Below are 18,158 nucleotides of genomic sequence, written 5' to 3'. Positions count from 1 at the left end.
TGGATCGTCAGGCGGCGAGCTCCACGGCGTTGTCACACAGCGCAGCCACGCAGTCCGCGAGGCGGAACCCTTCCCCTCCGGTGGTCGCAGCGATGCGCTCCGGGTCTGGACGGATGCCGTCCGTGCCGCTACTGGAACCGGCGTCTGTGCTGGCGATGCTGGCGGTGTCAGCGGAGCTGTTCGCGGCGGGCACGCGCCGGGTCGAGAGGTGCTCGAGCATGGCGGGCCAGCGGGCTTGGACAGGGCGTCCCTCGACGTCGACCACGGTGAAGCGCCGACCCAGTGCTCCGCTGGTGGGGGATTCGGGCATCAGTCGCAGGCCTCCTTCGTGGACCATCACGTGATGGCGGCGGCACAGCAGCGCCAGACCGTCGATGTCGGTGGGTCCGCCCTCGGACCACGGGACCACATGGTGAGCGTCGAGGTGCTGGGACTGGTGACAGCCCGGAAAGCTGCAGGTGCGGTCCCGCAGACGCAGTGCGCGACGCTGAGCCCGCGATGCCAAACGCCGTGACCTGCCCAGATGAAGGATCTCGCCCCCGGCATCGGTGATGGCGATCGCGACTTTGCCGGTGCAGGCGAGGCGCTCGGCGGTGCGTGACTCCAGTGGGCCTGCCCCGAGCGCCGTGCAGAGCTCGGGCGTTCCCGCGGGAACGGTCGGAGACGGTGCGTCGGCGGTGGTGCCCTCGGTGGCTTCCGCCTCATCCGTGCGGGGGAGAACGGTGAGCGGCGGCGCGGCGGAAGGCGTTCCCGCGGGAACGTTCTGGGTGAGCGACTCCGCGCTGACCTGGACGACCACCAGGTGGCGGTCCTCGCCGGACCGGTCATCGGGCTCAGCATCGAGGAAGGTGCGGGCGAGCTGCAGCAGGGCATCGGCCTTGCGCTGATCGAGCGTCGGGTCCGTGGTGACCTCGGCAGCGCGCTGCTCGGCCTCCGCCTCCGTGAGCTGATCCGCACGGGAGACGACTCGTGGGGTGGGGCGGCTCCTCGAGCCGTCGCGCGACGGTGCGTTGGCCCCGGGCTCGTCGGCCCCGGGACCGACGGCGTCGGGATCGACGGCCGGCGGCTGGGTCCCGTCACGGTCCAGAGCGAGGTCGAGGGCGGTGATCACCTCGGCGCCCATCTCGGCAGGGAGCAGGGCGCGGATCTCGACCATCCCGTCGTCGCGGATCTGCCAGCGGGCCTGGCGCACAGCGTCCTGGCTGAGTCGGCTGCCGTCGATCGCGCGGAAGGAGGCGATGGTGCTGGCGAGCTGCGACGCGGTCATGGAACGGGCGAAGTCCACGAGGAGCGCCTCGTCGATGCGGTCCGCGACGCGGGTGATCTCGCGGACCTTCGAGTAGGAGAGGCGACCGGCACGGAACTCGGCGACGGTCAGCGGCATCGTCGGCAGCGCGCGGGCCACGCGGACGTGTTCGCGAGCGGTTCCCGGTGACATCGAGCAGGACCAGGACAGCCAGTGCGCCGTGGACTTCAGGCCGCCGAACCAGTCGAGCCCGTCGCGGGCGTCGAACTCGCCGACCATCAGGAGCAGCTCGCACGTGGCCTCGGCGATCACCGCCGCCTGCTGCTGGATCCGGGTCCCGAGCTCCTCGGCATCGATGCGCGTCAGCCGGGCCGGAGCAACCGGCGTGCCCGGCGGAACCGTCGAGGGGCTCGCGGGACTCTCTGGACTCCCTGGACACGCGGGACTCGAGGGACTCGTGGGGCTCTCGGGACTCTCAGAGGTATCGGGACCCTGAGGTCCTCGAGCGCTCGGGGGCGGCGGGCTGGTGGTCATGGCACTCTCCAAAGGACGTCGACTCTGATCGTCGATGTCAGTCCATCAGAGGGGTGCGACAGACGACGGCCGGTGCCCGCAGAGTGTGGGCACAGGTTCGCTGGGAGGGTGCGGCGAGGGGATCCGCTGGCATGGGGATTCGCCGGTGAGGGGGCCCGCTGGCATGGGGATCCGCTGGTGAGGGGATCCGCTGGCTTGGTGCTTGGTGCTTGGTGCTTGGTGCTTGGTGCTTGGTGCGGGGGTGATCAGGCGTGCTCGGGGTGGGCGACCTTCCGCAGCTCGGCTCCGGTCGCGCTGTCGGGGGCTTCGAGGATCTCCGCCGGGGCGCCCTGGGCGATGATCCGCCCGCCCTTGTCCCCGGCGCCGGGACCCATGTCGATCACATGGTCGCTCTGGGCGATCACGCGCTGGTCGTGCTCGACCACCACCACGCTCTGCCCGGCGTCGACGAGCCGGTTCAGCTCGCTCACCAGCAGGTCCACGTCGGCCGGATGCAGGCCCGACGTGGGCTCGTCCAGCAGGTACACGCTGTGCCCGCGCACGGCGCGCTGCAGCTCGGTGGCGAGCTTGATCCGCTGCGCCTCGCCGCCGGAGAGCTCCGTGGCGCTCTGGCCGAGGGTGAGATAGCCGAGCCCGATCGCGGCGAGGGCATCCAGGGCCCGGGTGATGCGGGGGTCCCCGGCGAACACCTCGCGGGCGCGGGCGACGGACAGCTCGAGCACCTCGGCGATGGTCAGGCCCTCCCAGCGCACCTCGAGGGTCTCGTCGGCGTAGCGTCGGCCGTGGCAGAGCGGGCAGGTGGCGTACGAGCCGGGCAGGAACACCAGCTCCACCTCGATCTGTCCCGTGCCGCTGCACTCGGGGCAGCGGCCCTCCGCGACGTTGTAGGAGAAGCGGCCCACGCCCCAGCCGCGCCGCCGGGCCTCGGGCGTGTCCGCGAAGAGGCGCCGCACCCGGTCGAAGAACCCGGTGTAGGTCGCCAGGCACGAGCGCGGCGTGCGGCCGATGGGCTTCTGTGTGATGTGCACCAGGCGGTCGATGCCCTCGGCGCCGCGGACCTCGCCGTGGCGCACCTGCTCGAGGGACACGGCGTCGGCCCCGAGAGCCGCCCCGGTACCTGCCCCGGGACCTGCCGCGGAATCTGCCCCGGAACCCGCCGCGAGAGCCGCTCCGAGATCGTCCGCGGCGGCGTCGGCCGACGGGTCGGGGTCGTCGGCCACCGTGGTGCGCACGCGCTCGCCGAGGATCGTGCCCAGACAGTGCGTGACCAGCGTGGACTTGCCGGCGCCGGAGACGCCCGTGACCGACGTGAACGTGCCGAGCGGGAGGCGCAGGTCGACATCGTGCAGGGTGCGGGTGGTCAGGGCGTCGATCTCGAGCCGACCGCGCGCCGCGCGCACGTCGTCGGGCCCTCGCAGCGCCAGCGGCCCCGGGTCGAGGTAGCGCGCGGTCACGGACTCCTCCGCCTCGGGGAGTCCCTCGACCACGCCGGAGTACAGCACCTCGCCGCCGTCGTTCCCTGCCCCGGGGCCCACGTCGATCACCCAGTCGGCGTCGGCCACGAGCGTCATGTCGTGCTCGACCAGCAGCACCGAGTTCCCCTCGGCGAGGAACGCATCCAGCAGATGGCGCAGCACGTCCTTCTCGCTCGGGTGCAGTCCGGCCGACGGCTCGTCGAGCACGTAGGCGACGCCGAACAGGCCCGAGCGGAGCTGCGCCGCGAGCCGCAGCCGCTGCAGCTCGCCGGTGGAGAGGGTGCGCGCCGGACGATCCAGGGCCAGGTGCCCGAGCCCGAGGCCCACGATGGTGCGCAGCACCGGCAGCACGGTGGGCAGGAGGATCCGCTCCGCCTCGTCCTCGGGGGAGCCCTCACCCTCGGGCAGCGCCTCGAACCGTGTGTCCAGGCTGGTCAGGAGATCATCCAGCGGCAGCTGCGTGAGCTGCCAGATCGGCAGGCCGACGTACGTGACGCGCAGGGCGTCGGGCCCCAGTCGGTGCCCCTCGCACAGCGGGCAGATCGACACCTCGAAATGCGTCAGCGCCCGTCGGCGCGAGGACTCCGCGGCGGAGCTGGAGACGGTGTCGCGCAGGTACCGCTCGACGCTGCGCCACTGGCCACGGTAGGTGCCGTGGGACTGACCGGGCTCCCGCACCGGTTCGACGGTGACCACCGGCTGCTCCTCGGTGTGGAGGATCCAGTCGCGGGTCGCCTCCGGCAGCTCGCGCCAAGGGGCGTGGATGTCGACGTCGAGGGTGGCGAGGATGTCGCGGAAGTTCTTGCCCAGCCACGCCCCGGGCCACGCGGCGATCGCGCCGTCGGCGATCGAGAGCGAGTCATCGGGGACCATCGAGGACTCCGTCGGCTCCCGCAGCACGCCCGCGCCATGGCACCGCGGGCAGGCGCCGTCGGGCGTGTTCGGGGAGAAGAAGTCCGAGGTCAGACGGCCTCCGTGGAGGCTGCTGTGGGGTGCGGGGCCCCGCTCGAGGACATCGGCCGGATGCTCCCCGGCCCGTGAGTACAGCAGGCGGATCGCGTTGGAGAGGCTCGTGGTGGTGCCGACGGTGGAGCGGGCTCCGCCGACGGTGGTGCGCTGCTCGAGGGCGACCGTCGGCGGCATCCCGGTCACGGACTCCACGCGCGGGCCCACGGCGCTGCCGATCAGCCGACGGGCGAAGGGCGCGACCGACTCGAGGTAGCGGCGCTGGGACTCGCCATGGATCGTGCCGAAGGCGAGGGAGGACTTCCCGGAGCCGGAGATGCCGGTGAACGCGACGAGGCGGCCGCGCGGCAGGTCGACGCCGACGTCGCGCAGATTGTGCAGGCGCGCGCCGCGCACGTGCACGAAGCCGTCATCGGCGCCGAACTGGGGGAGCGCGGGAGTGGCCATCGCGCCAACGTAGCAAGAAGGGGCGGCGCAGGCCCCCGACGGGTCGAGTGCCCGACCAGGAGGTCCGCCCGCTGCCACGCGCCGCGGCCAATTCGCCTGTGATGGCCATCACGACTGCTACGGTCTGCGGGAGCCCGGGATTCCCCCTGACCTGTTCAGATCCGACCAGCCCGGGCCCAGAGCAGAACGAAGGAGTTGTGCCCGTGACCTCCCCTCCCCAGGGACCTTCCGGACCCGCCCCGGATCCCGTCGACCCCGTCCCCGATCCTGTCGAACCCGCCGCCGCCCCCAGCCCCGAGCAGTTCCTCGCGGTCCAGCAGTCCGAGGAGTTCATCGGCCTGCGGCGCAGCTTCCGCGGCTTCGCGATCCCGATGACCATCGCCTTCCTGGTCTGGTACCTCGCGTACGTGCTGCTGTCGACCTACGCCGAGGGCTTCATGTCGATCCAGGTGATCGGCAACCTGAACCTCGGGATCATCCTCGGGTTCAGCCAGTTCGCCATGACCTTCCTGATCACCTGGTTGTACATCCGCCACGCGAACAAGAACCTCGATCCGGTCTCCAGCCGGATCCGTGACGAGCTCGAGGGGACCCTCTGATGGAATTCGGCAATCCGGTCCTGAACATCGCGATCTTCCTGGTCTTCGTGGTGGTGACCCTGGTGGTCGTCATCCGCGTCTCGCGGACCACCACCAAGGCCAGCGACTTCTACCACGGCGGCCGCAGCTTCTCCGGCCGTCAGAACGGTATCGCCATCGCCGGCGACTACCTCTCCGCCGCGTCGTTCCTCGGCATCGTGGGCTCCGTGGCCCTGTACGGCTACGACGGCCTGCTGTACTCCGTGGGCTTCCTCGTGGCCTGGCTGGTCGCCCTGCTGCTGGTGGCGGAGCCCCTGCGCAACACCGGCAAGTACACGATGGCGGACGTGCTGAGCTTCCGCATGCGGCAGCGTCCCGTGCGCACCGCCGCGGCGACCTCCACCCTCGCCGTCACCTTCTTCTACCTGCTCGCCCAGATGGCCGGCGCCGGGGCGCTGGTGTCCCTGCTCATCGGCATCGAGGGGCGGGTGGGCCAGTCGCTCGTGATCGCCGTGGTGGGCTTCGTGATGATCGCGTACGTGATGATCGGCGGGATGAAGGGCACCACCTGGGTGCAGATCATCAAGGCGGTCCTGCTGATCACCGCCGTCGCCGTCACCACCGTGTGGATCCTCGCCCTGAACGGCTTCAACCTCTCCGCGGTGCTGGGCCATGCGGTCGACGCCCATCCGGACGGCGCGGCGATCCTCGAGCCGATGCTGCAGTACGGCACCTCGGGCTCCTCCAAGCTCGGCTTCGTCTCCCTCGCGATCGCGCTCGTGTTCGGCGCCGCCGGGCTGCCGCACGTGCTGATGCGCTTCTACACGGTGCCTACCGCGCAGGAGGCCCGACGCTCGGTGGTCTGGGCGATCGCCCTGATCGGGTTCTTCTACCTGTGCACCCTGGTGCTCGGCTTCGGCGCCGCGTACATGGTGGGCGTGGACGTCATCGGCGAACTGCCCGGCGGCTCGAACTCCGCGGCCCCCGCGCTCGCCTACGCCGTGGGTGGCACCGTGCTGATGGCCATCATCTCCGCCGTCGCCTTCGCGACGATCCTCGCCGTGGTGGCGGGCCTGACGATCACCGCGTCGGCGTCCTTCGCGCACGACATCTACAACGGCGTGATCAAGCACGGCCAGGCCGACCAGAAGAAGGAGGTCGCCGTCGCCCGACGCACCGCCGTGGTGATCGGCGCGGTCTCGATCGTCGGCGGCATCCTCGCCGCCGAGCAGAACGTGGCCTTCCTGGTCTCGCTCGCCTTCGCGATCGCCGCGAGCGCGAACCTGCCCTCGATCCTGTACTCGCTGTACTGGAAGAGGTTCAACACCCGCGGCTCCCTGTGGAGCATCTACGGCGGCCTGTTCAGCGCCCTGTTCCTCATCACCTTCTCCCCGGTGGTCTCCGGCAGCGAGACGGCGATGATCCCGGGTGCGGACTTCGCCTGGTTCCCGCTGACGAACCCCGCGCTCGTCTCGGTGCCGCTGGGCTTCTTCCTCGGGTGGCTGGGCTCGGTGACCTCCTCGGAGACCAACGAGCTCAAGCAGGCCGAGATGGAGGTCCGCTCCATGACCGGGGCTGGCTCCGAGAAGGCCACCGTCGAGCACTGAGGGGGTGCGGAGGCGCCGCCAACGCGACGCCGCTGCGCCGCCAACGCGACGCCGCTGCGCCGCCAACGCGACGCCGCTGCGCCGCCAACGCGACGCCGCTGCGCCGCCAGTGTGACGAAGTGGGGGGAATGGAGCGTTCTATCCCCCCACTTCGTCACTCCGGCTGGGCGAGTGCGAGTGCGAGGCTGAACGCCAGGGCCAGGGCCAGGGCGAGGGTGAGGGTGAGAGTGAAGGTGGGGACCACCGTCCGGCGGGTGCCCTTACGCCAGGTGCCCTTACGCCAGGCGCAGTCCCGACTCGGGGCGCACCGCGCGGTCATGCATGTCGATGATCTGCTGCTCCACGGTCGACGGCGCCGGGCCGGACACGTCCAGCAGGCGGCACACGGCGACGTCCTGGGACGCCGCGCGATAGCGCTCCACCCACGCCTGATGCTCCTGGTCATCCGTCAGACGGGTGCCGAGGGACTCGAAGCGGTCCACGTCGATCCGCCAGGGCTTCGGGGTGAGGCGGGCGCGGTAGGTGTCGTGGACGCGGCACAGGATCATGTAGAGCTCGTCGCTGCCCACCTGCTTCATGAACTCCCGGGCGCCGTCGCTGCGTGGGGCGAGGCCGCTGCCCGTGACCAGGAGTCGGAAACCGTTGCGGGTGCGGTAGGTGCGCACGCCGAGCTGCGGATGCTGCGCGCGGAAGGTCTCGATCAGGGCCAGCGTGCGGGCATGATGGTCGCCGCGCCGGTGGAGGCCCTGCAGTCCGAAGGCATCCGGATCGATCTGCTCCGCGGGCAGCGGCTCGGGGGCGTTGCCGAACAGACGGGACAGGAAGCTGCCCTTCGGATCCTGGGCGCGGTCCAGCGAGGAGGGCTCGATGAGGTCGATGTCGGTGATCAGCACCGCATCGGTGTTGAGCACGGCGGCGCCGTACCGGTTGCGGGTGATCGCGGCGATCAGCTCGCCGTCCGGGCCGTGGAGCTCGTCCAGCAGCTCCTCGGGGAGCCGACGGTCGGGGTAGTACTCGCGGTCGGGATCGTTCCAGCGTCCCGGGCCGCCGGAGGCCACGAGCGTCTCCAGACGGTCGCGGGCGTCCCGCTCGGCGTCCTGCGGTGACTCGTCCGAGGAGCCGTGGACGGTGAGGTCGAGCTCGCGTCCGTCCGCGAGGGTCCGGGTCTCGCGGACGGACGCCCAATGGCGAGGGATCGGCTTCATCCTCCGACGGTAACCCGTCCGGAAGGGATCAGCCGGGCTGGATCAGCAGAGCGAGATCAGCTCAGCGTGGCGGTCAGGGTGATGTCCACGCCCGCCAGGGCCTTGGAGACCGGGCAGCTGCTCTTGGCCTCCTCGGCGAGGCGCTGGAAGTCGGCGTCGTCGATCCCGTCGATGCTCGCCGTGACGCTGAGCGCGATGCCGGTGATGCCGCCCTCGCCGATGTTGAAGCTGACGTCGGCGGTGGTGTCGACCGAGGTGGGCGGGGTGTCGTTCTCGGCGAGCATGTTCGAGAACTGCATCGAGTAGCACGCGGCGTGCGCGGCGCCGAGCAGCTCCTCGGGGGAGGTGGTGCCCTGCGCGGACTCCTCGGCGCGGGCCTTCCAGCTGAGATCGAGGGTGCCCAGCTTCGAGGTCTCCAGGGTGGTGGTCCCGGAGCCCGAGATCAGATCGCCCTTCCAGGCGGTGGAGGCGGTGGAGGTGACGGTGCGGGGCATGGTGACTCCTTCGATCGGCGGTCGCCCAGCGCTGTCGCGAAGGGCGCTCGCTGTCCACCGTAGCCCCGACCTCCGGCAGAGGGGAGGGGCCATGGTCCCGCCACCGTCCGGCCAGCACGTTCGGGGGTCAGCGGGGCAAAGTTGGGGGAATAGCCCGGCGATTCCCCCAACTTTGCCCCGCTCACGGTGAGAGATGGGTGCGGGTGGAGGGTCGAGTGCCGCTGGGGGTGAGGGAGCGCGGACCTACTCCAGGGACTCGAACTTGCGGATCCAGGCCGAGCCGATGGGGTTGGCGTCGGCCATCATGATCACGAAGCGGTCCCCGGCGATCTCGGCGACCTCGGTCAGCGCCACGCGACGTTCGTGCTCGAGGGAGTGGTCCAGGCGGCGCACCCCGTCGGCGATGACCTTCGCGAAGGTGTCGGTGCGGCCCAGGAAGGCCACGAAGGGCATGTCGAACTTCTCCGCGTAGCGGGCGGAGAGGTCGCGCACCGCGAGGATGTCCTCGTCCGACAGGTTCTCCAGTGCGAAGGAGCCCACGTCCTGGCTGATCGCGCCGGCCTGCTCCTCGTCGGCGGTCACCAGGGTGGCCATGTCGGGGTAGTTCGCCACGAGCGCGTCCTGCTCGGCGCGGTCCGCTCCGAGCACCGCGTCCTCGATCGCGGCGCGCAGGGCGGGGGCGTCGGCGAAGGGACGCGACTCCCAGGCCTGCTCGAGCGGCCAGGTCGCCCCGTTGAACAGCGATCCGAAGGTGGACACGAAGGTCTCGCGATCCATCTCGCCCACCTCCGAGATGCCGATGCGCTCGCCGTCGGCGGTGGTGGTGACCTTGGAGCCGTGCTGGCCGCCGAGGTGGAAGAACAGCACGTTGAGGACGATCGCGGTGATCGCGCCGACGGTCACGCCCGAGGAGACGAACACCTGGGCCCAGGCGGGGAACACGCCGGCGATGTCGGGCTTGAAGCTGACCCGCATCGCCAGACCCAGCGAGGTGCCCACGATGACCGAGTTGCGGTTGTCGGTGAGGTCCACCTTGGACAGGGTCTGGACGCCGACGAGGGCCACCGAGGCGAACAGGGCGAGGGAGGCGCCGCCGAGCACGGGGGAGGGGATCGCCTCGACGACGGCGCCGGCCTTGGGCAGCACGCCGAGCACGATCATGATCACGCCGGCCCCGGCGACCACCCAGCGGGACTTCACGCGGGTCAGGCGCACCAGGCCGATGTTCTGCGCGAAGCAGGTGTACGGGAAGGAGTTGAGCACGCCGCCCAGCAGCGTCGAGAGACCGTCGGCCCGGATCGCCTCGGAGATGTTCTTGGGCCGGATCCGCTTCCCGACGATCTCTCCCGCGGCGAAGACGTCGCCGGTGGTCTCCACCATCGTGATCAGCATGACGATGATCATCGAGACGATCGCGGTGAGCGAGAAGGTGGGGATGCCGAAGTAGAACGGCGTGGTGACGCCGAAGGCGGAGGCCTCGGTGACGCCGCCGAAGGAGGTGTCGCCCAGGATCAGGGCGACGGCGGTGCCGATCACGAGGCCCAGCAGCACCGCGATCGTGCCCAGGAAGCCGCGGAAGAACCGCTGCACCAGCACGATGATCGCCAGCGTGCCCAGGGCGTAGGCGATGTCGCGGCCGGCCGGGACGCCCTCGGCGTAGTTGGTGATGTCCCCGGCGGAGACCCCCAGCAGCGTGATGCCCATCGTGGTCAGCACGGTGCCGATCACCACCGGGGGGAAGAACCGCAGGATCTTCGCGAAGTACGGGGCGACCAGAAAGGTGAACAGGCCCGCCACGATGATCGAGCCGTAGATCATCGGCAGACCCTCGACGCCGCCCTCGCCACCGGTCGCGGCCAGGCCGATCGCGATGATCGGGCTCACCGCGGTGGTGGTCACGCCCTGGATGATCGGCAGGCGCACGCCCACCTTCCAGAAGCCGACCGACTGGATCAGCGTCGCGATGCCGCAGGTGAACAGGTCCGCGTTGATCAGGTGGATGGTCTGCTCGGCGGTGAGGCCCAGTCCCGAGGCGATCAGCAGCGGCACGATGACCGCGCCGGCGTAGAAGGCGAGCACGTGCTGGATCGACAGCACGCCGAGCCGGGCGGGAGGAGGCACCTGGTCCACGGGATGCGTGCGGGGCGTCTCGAGCGCGGGTGAGGCGGTGGTCATGGGCCGTCCTTGAGGATCCAGCGGGCGAAGAGAGGGGCGGGGAAGATCGAGGGGCCGGGCACACTCTGGAAGCAGGGCATGCAGGGGAAGTCCCGGGTCTCAGGGTAGAGCCCGGAGGGTTCCCGAGGCCGCCCAGGATCGCCCCTCGGTCGCTGGACGCCCCGGAACGAGAGGCACCCCACGCAGGGCCCGGGATCGGGGGCCGGGAGGAGGTGATGCGTGACATCGGGGGCAACAGATGGCCCTTCGGCGCGCTGCGGTGTAGAAGGGGAGCGTGAGCACCTCCCCGCCGTCGACCCCGCCGTCGACCCCGCCGTCGACCTCCGCCCCCGCCGCTCCCTCCCGCGCCGCCGCCGTGGGAGGTGTGCTCGCGGTGCTCGCCGTCGGCGCCATCGCGGTGAACCTGCGCCCCGGGGCGACCAGCATCGGGCCGCTCATGGAGAACATCGTCGGCGCGTTCGGCCAGGGCGCGATCGCCTCGGGCCTGCTCACTGCGCTGCCCTGCATCGCCTTCGGCATCTTCGGCTTCCTGGCCGTCCCGATCTCCCGTCGGCTGGGATTGACCGGCACCATCGTCGCGTCGTTCGTGCTGGTGGCCGTCGGGCTGCTGCTGCGGCCCGCCGCCAGCAGCTTCGGCATGTTCCTCGCCCTGTCGCTGCTCGTGCTGGTCGGGCCCGCGCTCGGCAACGTGGTGGTGCCCGCCTGGATCAAGCAGCACGGCGGGCTGCGCACCGTGGGCCTCATGACGCTGTACAGCGTGACCCTCGCGGTCGGCGGCTCCGCGGGGGCCGCGTTCGCGGTCCCGCTGGCGGGTCAGGCGGCCGACGGGTGGCGCGACTCGCTCCAGTTCTGGGGGATGATCGCCGTCGTCCCCGTGGTGATCTGGGCGTTCGTGCTCACGCGCACCGGCCACGACTTCCCGCCCGCCCCGGCGAGCGGAGATCTCCCGGGGTCCCTGCTGCGCTCGCCGACGGCGATCGCGCTGACCGTCATGTTCGGCGTGCAGTCCATGAACGCCTACACCCAGTTCGGGATGCTGCCCCAGATCCTCACCTCGTCCGGTCTCACGCCCACGCGGGCGGGGCTCATCATCGCGGTGATCTCCGGCTGGGGCATCGTGGGCGGGCTCGTGATGCCCACGGTCATCGCCCGCTTCCGTCGGCTGCCCTGGTTGGTCGCGGGCTTCGGGGTGCTCACCACGATCGGCTACCTCGGCTTCTGGCTGGCGCCGGCTGCGAGCCCGCTGCTGTGGGCCTGCATCCTGGGGATCGGCGGCTTCGCCTTCCCCACCGCGATCGCGCTGCTGCCCGCCCGCACCCGCTCCGCCCGGGTGACCGCTCGCCTGGCCGGGATGGCCCAGCCCCTGGGGTACGTGTTCGCGGCCATCGGCCCGATCGCCGCCGGCGCCCTGCTGGACACGACCGGTTCGGTGCCCGCTGTGCTGCTCTTCCTCGCCCTGACCGGCATCGTCCTGGCCATCGCGGGCTACCGGGCGGCGCTGCCGCGGATGGTCGACGACGAGATCGTCGGCTGACTGCCCCTGCTCCGCAGGTCCCGCCCCTGCTGCGCACGACGGACCGATCTGCACGACGATCCGTGGGAAGATGCCGTCATGAGCATCGTCAGCACGCTGCGCATCCTGGCGTCCCAGCGACCGTCCCTCCCGTCCCGTGCCCTCGCGACCTCTGCTCGCGTGGAGCGTCGGCGGCCGGGGCAGGTCCCGGTGACCTGGATCGATGCGCCCCTCGCAGCAACCGCCACGATCGTCCACCTGCACGGTGGCGGCTATGTGCGCGGAGAGAGCCCGAACCACTGGGGCTGGCTCGAGGAGGTCGGTCGGCGCAGCGGCGCGGCCACCGCGATGGTCCATTACCGGATGCCCCCGCGGCACCCCTTCCCGGCCGCGGTCGAGGACGTCCTGCACGCCCTCGACGCGATGGCGGAGGAGAGCCGGCTGCGTCCCGGACGCTGGGTGCTCTCCGGGGACAGCGCCGGCGGCGGCCTCGCGCTCGCCGTCGCCCGGACCCTCGCCCAGACCGGGGGTGACATCCCCGCCCTGCTGATGCTCGAATCCCCGTGGGCGGACCTCGCCGCCCACGTCGAGGAGGCCAGCGACCACGGCACCGCGGCGCGCCTCTACGCCGGCACGGTCCCGGCGGACGACCCGCGCATCAGCCCGCTGCTGGGGGACCTCGGCGGACTGCCGCCGGTGCACCTGGTCACCGGCAGCCACGACCCGCTCGTGACGGACTCCCGTCGTCTGCACGAGGGGATCGCCGCGGCCGGAGGCGAGGTCGAGTACCTCGAGGTGGCCGGCGTGGGCCATGACCCCGCAGTGCTCTCCTCGGGTCCGGCGGGACAGGTGGCGCGCCGCTCGCAGATCGAGGCCGTCCGCGCCGGTCTGGGTCTGCGCGCGAGCGTCTGAGCAACGCGGCGGATCCCGCTCGCGGTCACGCGTCGGCGGTCACGCCCATCGGCAGCCGATCGAGCGCCTCGACCAGGGGTGAGAGCTCCGGGATCCCGCGAGCCTCCTGGAGCGTCTCCTCGAGGATGCGGTCGTAGGTGGGGCGCGCCTGCTCGAGCAGCTCGACGCCTGCGGGAGTGAGCTCGGTGTAGATGCCACGGCGGTCGTCCGCGCACAGCACCCGGGTGAGCAGGCCGCGCTCCTCCAGGCGGTTGACCAGGCGCGTCGCCGCACTGGCCGAGAGCGCGGCGGCCCTCGCGAGCTGGCTCATCCGCATGTGCCAGCCGTGCTGGCGGCTGAGGGCATCCAGCACGGTGAACTCGACGACCGACAGGGTGTGCCCCTCGCCGAGCGCCTTCTCCAGGCGGGTCTCGATCAGGCCGTGCAGCGAGGCGAGCGTGCGCCAGCCCCGGGCGCGGATCTCGAGGGAGTCATCGGCGATGCCCATGGGGCCTCCTGGTGGGTGAGTTCTGCGGCGCGTGAGCGATGGAACGACCTCCTCAGGATAGACGCTCTTGCAATAGCCCGCGCATGCAACTACTGTCCTCTCGTCACCACATAGTTGCACACGCGGCATGACGGCGTGCGCGACGACATGTCCTCTCACGTCCCCCCACTTCTCCTCCGGATGTTCGGCGCCCCGCGACCCTGCCGTCCGACCGCCACGAAAGGAACGCGATGCCCCTCGCACTGCTCGCCCTCGCCCTCGGAGGCTTCGGGATCGGCCTCACCGAATTCGTCATCGCCGGCCTGCTGCCCGAGGTCGCCCAGGACCTCCAGGTCAGCGAAGCCGCCGCCGGCATGCTCATCTCCGGCTACGCGCTCTCCGTGGCGGTCGGCGCGCTGGGCCTCACGGCACTCGTGAACCGCCTGAACCGCAAGCACGTCCTGTCCGGTCTCATGATCCTGTTCATCGCCGGCAACCTGGTCTCCGCCCTCGCGCCCAGCTACGAACTGCTCCTGCTGGGCCGGATCCTCTCCGCACTCACCCACGGCGCCTTCTTCGGGATCGGGGCGGTCGTCGCCGCGTCCCTCGTCGAGAGGTCCAAGCAGGCCGGGGCGATCGCCCTCATGTTCGGAGGGCTCACCACCGCCAACGTGCTCGGCGTGCCGCTGGGCACCCTGCTCGGCCAGCAGCTCGGCTGGCGCTCCACCTTCTGGGCCATCACCGCGATCGGTGTCCTCGCGCTGATCGGCATGCTCGTGCTGCTGCCGGACCGCCCCGTCGACCAGGACGCCCCCGGGCTCCGCCACGAGGTCACGGCCTTCCGCAACCGGCAGGTCTGGTTCTCGCTCGCCGTCACCGTGCTCGGCTTCGGCGGCATGTTCGGCGCCTTCACGTACATCGCCTTCACCCTGACCGGGGTCTCCGGCTTCGCCTCGAGCTGGGTGCCGGGCCTGCTGATCCTCTTCGGGCTGGGGATGTTCGCCGGCAACCTCCTCGGCGGGCGGGCGGCGGACCGCTCCGTGCCCCGCACCCTCGTCGTGGTGCTGTCGGCGCTGCTGGTGGTCATGATCGCGTTCGCCCTGCTCGCGGGCTCGCAGATCGCCACCGTGCTGCTGCTGATGGCGATGGGGGCCTTCGGGTTCGCCACCGTCCCGGCGCTGCAGATGCGGATCATGGGGGACGCGGGTGAGGCCCCCACCCTGGCCTCCGGTGCCAACATCGCCGCGTTCAACGTGGGCAACGCCCTCGGCGCCTGGCTCGGCGGTCTCGCGATCACCGCCGGCGGCGGCTACACCTCCCCGCTGTGGGTCGGGGCCGCCCTGACGGCGGGAGCGCTGATCGTGCTGGTCGTGGCGGAGCAGGCCCGACGACGGGCACGACAGGGGGTGCGACGGGATGCCCGGCGTGCGGCGGGAGATGCGTCGGCCGCCGACGGACTGGACGCCCCGCAGTCGCCCCGCCTCCCTGAGCACCTGGCGTCCTGACCACTCGCCGTCCTGACCATTCGCCGTCCTGACCACTCGCGTTCATCACCACCTGGGACGATAATCGGAGGAAGGCCGTCGGCCCGCGCTGTCGGCATCGTCGAGCGGAAGGCACATCATGCTTCTCGAACGATTCTTCGAGACCGACCTCGCCCAGGCGAGCTATCTGATCGCCTCGACCGACGCCGGCCGCGCGATCGTCGTCGACCCCCGCCGCGACGTGCAGGGATATCTGGACCTCGCGGCCAAGCACGGTCTGAGCATCACCGACGTCACCGAGACCCACATCCACGCGGACTACCTCTCGGGCACCCGGGAGCTCGCCGCGGCCACGGGCGCCACGATCCATGTCTCCGGGCACGGCGGCGCGGACTGGTCCTACGACTACCACGCCCAGCTGCTCCACGACGGCGACGAGATCGCCGTCGGCGAGGTGCGGCTGCGGGCGCTGCACACCCCCGGACACACCCCGGAGCACCTGAGCTTCCTGGTCACCGACGGGAACGTCGCCGACGAACCCGGGTATCTCCTCTCGGGCGACTTCATCTTCGCCGGGGACCTGGGCCGGCCCGACCTGCTCGACGAGGTCGCCGGGGGCGAGGACACCCGCGAGGATTCCGCCCGGGCCATGTTCGCCTCGCTGCGGGACCGCTTCGTCACGCTGCCGGACCACCTCCAGGTGTTCCCCGGCCACGGCGCCGGCTCCGCCTGCGGGAAGTCGCTCGGTGCGGTGCCGTCCACGAGCGTCGGCTACGAGAAGCGCTTCGCCTGGTGGGCGCCGTTCGTCACGGCGGGCGATGAGGCCGGGTTCGTCGGCCGGCTGCTGGACGGCCAGCCCGAGGCGCACGCCTACTTCGCGCGGATGAAGCGGCAGAATCGTGACGGGCCCGCCGTGCGCGGGGCCGTCGAGCCGCTGCCCGAGCTCGATCCGGCCGACGCCGCCTCCGCTCTCGCCGCCGGGACGGCGGTGCTGCTGGACACCCGCAGCCTCGAGGAGGTCCGCAGCGGCGCCGTGGTCGGCGCCCTCGCGGTGCCCGCGACGGCCAGTCGCTCCACCTACGCGGCCTGGACCTTCGACCCCGAGCGGGAGGACACCTCGGTGATCCTGCTGGCCCGGGACCACGGCCAGGCGCAGGAGCTGCGCGACAACCTGCTGCGCGTCGGGATCGACGCCGTGGACGGGTACATCACCGCGCTCGGCGACCTGCCCGGCTTCGTCCCCGAGACCGTCTCGCCGGCGGACCTCGACGGTCACCGGCACGATCTGCTCCTCGACGTGCGCGGCCGCGACGAGCACGCCGGCGGGGCCGTTCCCGGCTCACAGCAGCTCCACGGCGGCCGGGCCCTGTGGAAGCTCGATGAGCTCCCCGCGGACGGCCGGATCGTCGTGTACTGCCAGTCCGGCCTGCGTGCCGGGGTGGTCTCCTCCGCGCTGCGCCGTGCAGGCTACGACATCGTCGAGCTCGAGGGCAGCTACGCCGGCTGGTCGCAGTGGGCGGAGACATCAGGGTCGAGGACAGCTGTGCCGAGGACAGCTGTGCCCGGGACAGCAGAGGAAGAGGATGCCGGGACGGAAGCAGAGGGGACGGAAGCAGAGGGGGCGGATCCAGACGGGACGGATCCAGAGGGGACGGACACCGCAGCGGCGAAGAAGCCCGTGAACGCCCGCTAATCTGATCCCATGACCCGCGGCGACCAGCCCCTCGACGGCCAGCCCCTCGACGGCCAGCCCCTCGATGGCCAGCCCCTTGATGGCCAGTCCCTTGATGGCCAGTCCCTTGATGGCCGGGCGGTCCGGGGCGGCAGCTCGCCGGCCATCCCCGAGATCCGTGACCTGCTGGTCGCCCACACCTCTGCGGGGACCCTGCGGATCGTGCTCCAGCAGCTGACCCTCCGCGAGGACGGGCGCGAGGTCGGGGTGCACGAGGTGATCGATGCGGTCACCGACGTGGGCGGCAACCTCGTGACCTTCTCGCTGCGGGCCTCCGTGCACGGCGACCTCGAGGACGCGGCCCGGCTGGAGACGGCGATCCGTCGGCTGCGCGAGGACATCGCCGCCGATCCGGCACGGCCGATCGACAGCCTCGTCGTGCTCATCGACGGGGACGGGCACCATCGGGTGAACGTCGACAGCGGGCTGGAGGTCTCCCCGCAGGATGTGGCCACTCACCCCGCGCTCCGCGACGGAGCCCACCACATCACGCACGAATCGCCCGCCCTGGACGACCTGCGGGATCGGCTCGCGAGCCCTCCGCCCGGCGTGCTGCGGCGGGGCCGTGACCTGGTGCGCGGCTGGCTGCGTCGGTCCGTCTGAGCGATCACCCCGGCCCGACGCTCAGGCGCAGGCCACGTTCGTCGCTCAGGCGCAGGCCACGTTCGTCGCGCCGTCCCCGGTCAGCGGCGCCGAGGACGGATCCAGCAGATCCTCCTCGAGGAGCCGTGGGGCGGCGATCACGGTGTCCATCGTGGCCCGCTGCGCGGCGCGCTGCTCCACGGTGTCCGCGAGTGCGGGGACGACCAGCCCGCCGGCGTCGCCGACGGCGCACGCGTCCAGGCCATGGATGGTGGCGCGGAGAGCGGCGGTGGCGACCGAGCCGACAGCTGCGTCTGTGCCTGTGCCTGTGCCTGTGCCTGTGTCTGCGTCTGCGTCTGAGTCTGTGGTGGTGCCGGTGTGGAGGGTCGCGACGATGCCCACCCGGTAGGCGACTACGCCCACGGCGTGGGTGGCGGTGTCCAGCACCGACCAGGCGATGGTGCCGCCCAGCAGGAGCGCCGGCGCGCCCTGCTGATCAGCACGGAACCAGTCCATGGACAGCGCCGGTCGGCCGACGCTGCGGAAGCCGTCTGCGAGGGCGAAGCAGTAGACATGGCGCTCGCCGCCGTCCCAGGCGGTCTGCAGGAGCTCCTGCCAGTACTCGGGGCTCGCGGAGCGGACATGCTCGAGGGCGGCCGCGTCGTCGAGGCCGCGGAGCAAGCCGGGGGAGAGATAAGCCGCCTCGAGGAAGGCGACGAGCGACTGCCGAGCCGGATCCAGG

Annotated in this window: 14 protein-coding genes; 7 read left to right on the top strand and 7 right to left on the bottom strand. The window is 71.5% G+C overall.

Annotated elements, in window-relative coordinates; all coding sequences use genetic code 11:
* Nucleotides 1-7: 7 nt before the first annotated feature.
* Complete coding sequence (locus tag ACT3UL_RS17825) at nt 8-1,780, bottom strand: DUF222 domain-containing protein (RefSeq protein ID WP_444579688.1); 1,773 nt, start codon at nt 1,778-1,780, stop codon at nt 8-10.
* A gap of 245 nt (nt 1,781-2,025) precedes the next feature.
* A complete protein-coding gene (locus ACT3UL_RS17820) occupies nt 2,026-4,668 on the bottom strand; it encodes an excinuclease ABC subunit A (RefSeq protein ID WP_444579687.1) in 2,643 nt (880 codons plus the stop codon).
* A gap of 203 nt (nt 4,669-4,871) precedes the next feature.
* Here ACT3UL_RS17820 and ACT3UL_RS17815 point away from each other — a divergent pair, with 203 nt between their 5' ends.
* Nucleotides 4,872-5,267 carry a DUF485 domain-containing protein gene (locus tag ACT3UL_RS17815; protein ID WP_444579686.1) on the top strand — a complete coding sequence of 132 codons (396 nt, stop codon included), beginning with the start codon at nt 4,872-4,874 and terminating at the stop codon, nt 5,265-5,267.
* On the top strand, nt 5,267-6,853 hold the full coding sequence (locus tag ACT3UL_RS17810) for a solute symporter family protein (protein ID WP_444579685.1): 1,587 nt from the start codon (nt 5,267-5,269) through the stop codon (nt 6,851-6,853). Before ACT3UL_RS17815 ends, ACT3UL_RS17810 begins: the two co-directional genes overlap by 1 nt.
* Nucleotides 6,854-7,128: 275 nt before the next feature.
* Here ACT3UL_RS17810 and ACT3UL_RS17805 read toward each other — a convergent pair whose 3' ends face one another.
* The 3 genes from ACT3UL_RS17805 to ACT3UL_RS17795 all read right to left on the bottom strand — a co-directional run bounded on the left by ACT3UL_RS17805 (nt 7,129) and on the right by ACT3UL_RS17795 (nt 10,727).
* Nucleotides 7,129-8,058, bottom strand: coding sequence for a hypothetical protein (locus ACT3UL_RS17805; RefSeq protein ID WP_444579684.1), 930 nt, complete (start codon nt 8,056-8,058; stop codon nt 7,129-7,131).
* A 56-nt stretch (nt 8,059-8,114) separates the two neighbouring features.
* Nucleotides 8,115-8,552, bottom strand: coding sequence for an OsmC family peroxiredoxin (locus ACT3UL_RS17800; protein WP_444579683.1), 438 nt, complete (start codon nt 8,550-8,552; stop codon nt 8,115-8,117).
* 243 nt (nt 8,553-8,795) lie between these two features.
* Complete coding sequence (locus ACT3UL_RS17795) at nt 8,796-10,727, bottom strand: solute carrier family 23 protein (RefSeq protein ID WP_444579682.1); 1,932 nt, start codon at nt 10,725-10,727, stop codon at nt 8,796-8,798.
* 274 nt (nt 10,728-11,001) lie between these two features.
* Between ACT3UL_RS17795 and ACT3UL_RS17790 the strand changes: the two genes are divergently transcribed.
* Together ACT3UL_RS17790 and ACT3UL_RS17785 are read left to right on the top strand one after the other, a co-directional pair.
* A complete protein-coding gene (locus ACT3UL_RS17790) occupies nt 11,002-12,261 on the top strand; it encodes an MFS transporter (RefSeq protein ID WP_444579681.1) in 1,260 nt (419 codons plus the stop codon).
* Nucleotides 12,262-12,339: 78 nt separating this feature from the next.
* Complete coding sequence (locus tag ACT3UL_RS17785; protein WP_444579680.1) at nt 12,340-13,152, top strand: alpha/beta hydrolase; 813 nt, start codon at nt 12,340-12,342, stop codon at nt 13,150-13,152.
* Between the two features lie 25 nt (nt 13,153-13,177).
* Here the strand turns inward: ACT3UL_RS17785 and ACT3UL_RS17780 are convergent, their stop codons facing one another.
* A complete protein-coding gene (locus ACT3UL_RS17780; protein ID WP_444579679.1) occupies nt 13,178-13,639 on the bottom strand; it encodes a MarR family winged helix-turn-helix transcriptional regulator in 462 nt (153 codons plus the stop codon).
* 230 nt (nt 13,640-13,869) lie between these two features.
* On the opposite strand from ACT3UL_RS17780, the gene ACT3UL_RS17775 reads away from it, so the two are divergent.
* The 3 genes from ACT3UL_RS17775 to ACT3UL_RS17765 all read left to right on the top strand — a co-directional run bounded on the left by ACT3UL_RS17775 (nt 13,870) and on the right by ACT3UL_RS17765 (nt 17,437).
* Nucleotides 13,870-15,123, top strand: a complete 1,254-nt coding sequence (locus tag ACT3UL_RS17775; protein ID WP_444579678.1) for an MFS transporter — start codon at nt 13,870-13,872, stop codon at nt 15,121-15,123.
* 118 nt (nt 15,124-15,241) lie between these two features.
* The gene (locus ACT3UL_RS17770) at nt 15,242-16,795 is read left to right on the top strand and encodes an MBL fold metallo-hydrolase (protein WP_444579677.1); all 1,554 of its coding nucleotides are present in this window, start codon (nt 15,242-15,244) and stop codon (nt 16,793-16,795) included.
* A 9-nt stretch (nt 16,796-16,804) separates the two neighbouring features.
* The gene (locus tag ACT3UL_RS17765; protein WP_444579676.1) at nt 16,805-17,437 is read left to right on the top strand and encodes a hypothetical protein; all 633 of its coding nucleotides are present in this window, start codon (nt 16,805-16,807) and stop codon (nt 17,435-17,437) included.
* Between the two features lie 45 nt (nt 17,438-17,482).
* Here the strand turns inward: ACT3UL_RS17765 and ACT3UL_RS17760 are convergent.
* Nucleotides 17,483-18,158 (bottom strand): hypothetical protein (locus ACT3UL_RS17760; protein WP_444579675.1); only part of this gene is annotated, 676 nt, incomplete at its 5' end.

The organism is Brachybacterium sp. 107, from assembly GCF_052379725.1.
Classification (GTDB): Bacteria; Actinomycetota; Actinomycetes; order Actinomycetales; family Dermabacteraceae; genus Brachybacterium.
Note: the sequence above shows the minus strand (reverse complement) of the source record. Positions and strands in the feature narration are given on the sequence as shown.

Excerpts from the sequence above, each read along its gene's own strand:
- ACT3UL_RS17825 (WP_444579688.1), bottom strand. The coding sequence starts at position 1,780 with ATGACCACCAGCCCGCCGCCCCCGAGCGCTCGAGGACCTCAGGGTCCC.
- ACT3UL_RS17820 (WP_444579687.1), bottom strand. The coding sequence starts at position 4,668 with ATGGCCACTCCCGCGCTCCCCCAGTTCGGCGCCGATGACGGCTTCGTG.
- ACT3UL_RS17810 (WP_444579685.1), top strand. The coding sequence starts at position 5,267 with ATGGAATTCGGCAATCCGGTCCTGAACATCGCGATCTTCCTGGTCTTC.
- ACT3UL_RS17805 (WP_444579684.1), bottom strand. The coding sequence starts at position 8,058 with ATGAAGCCGATCCCTCGCCATTGGGCGTCCGTCCGCGAGACCCGGACC.
- ACT3UL_RS17800 (WP_444579683.1), bottom strand. The coding sequence starts at position 8,552 with ATGCCCCGCACCGTCACCTCCACCGCCTCCACCGCCTGGAAGGGCGAT.
- ACT3UL_RS17795 (WP_444579682.1), bottom strand. The coding sequence starts at position 10,727 with ATGACCACCGCCTCACCCGCGCTCGAGACGCCCCGCACGCATCCCGTG.
- ACT3UL_RS17785 (WP_444579680.1), top strand. The coding sequence starts at position 12,340 with ATGAGCATCGTCAGCACGCTGCGCATCCTGGCGTCCCAGCGACCGTCC.
- ACT3UL_RS17780 (WP_444579679.1), bottom strand. The coding sequence starts at position 13,639 with ATGGGCATCGCCGATGACTCCCTCGAGATCCGCGCCCGGGGCTGGCGC.
- ACT3UL_RS17775 (WP_444579678.1), top strand. The coding sequence starts at position 13,870 with ATGCCCCTCGCACTGCTCGCCCTCGCCCTCGGAGGCTTCGGGATCGGC.
- ACT3UL_RS17770 (WP_444579677.1), top strand. The coding sequence starts at position 15,242 with ATGCTTCTCGAACGATTCTTCGAGACCGACCTCGCCCAGGCGAGCTAT.
- ACT3UL_RS17765 (WP_444579676.1), top strand. The coding sequence starts at position 16,805 with ATGACCCGCGGCGACCAGCCCCTCGACGGCCAGCCCCTCGACGGCCAG.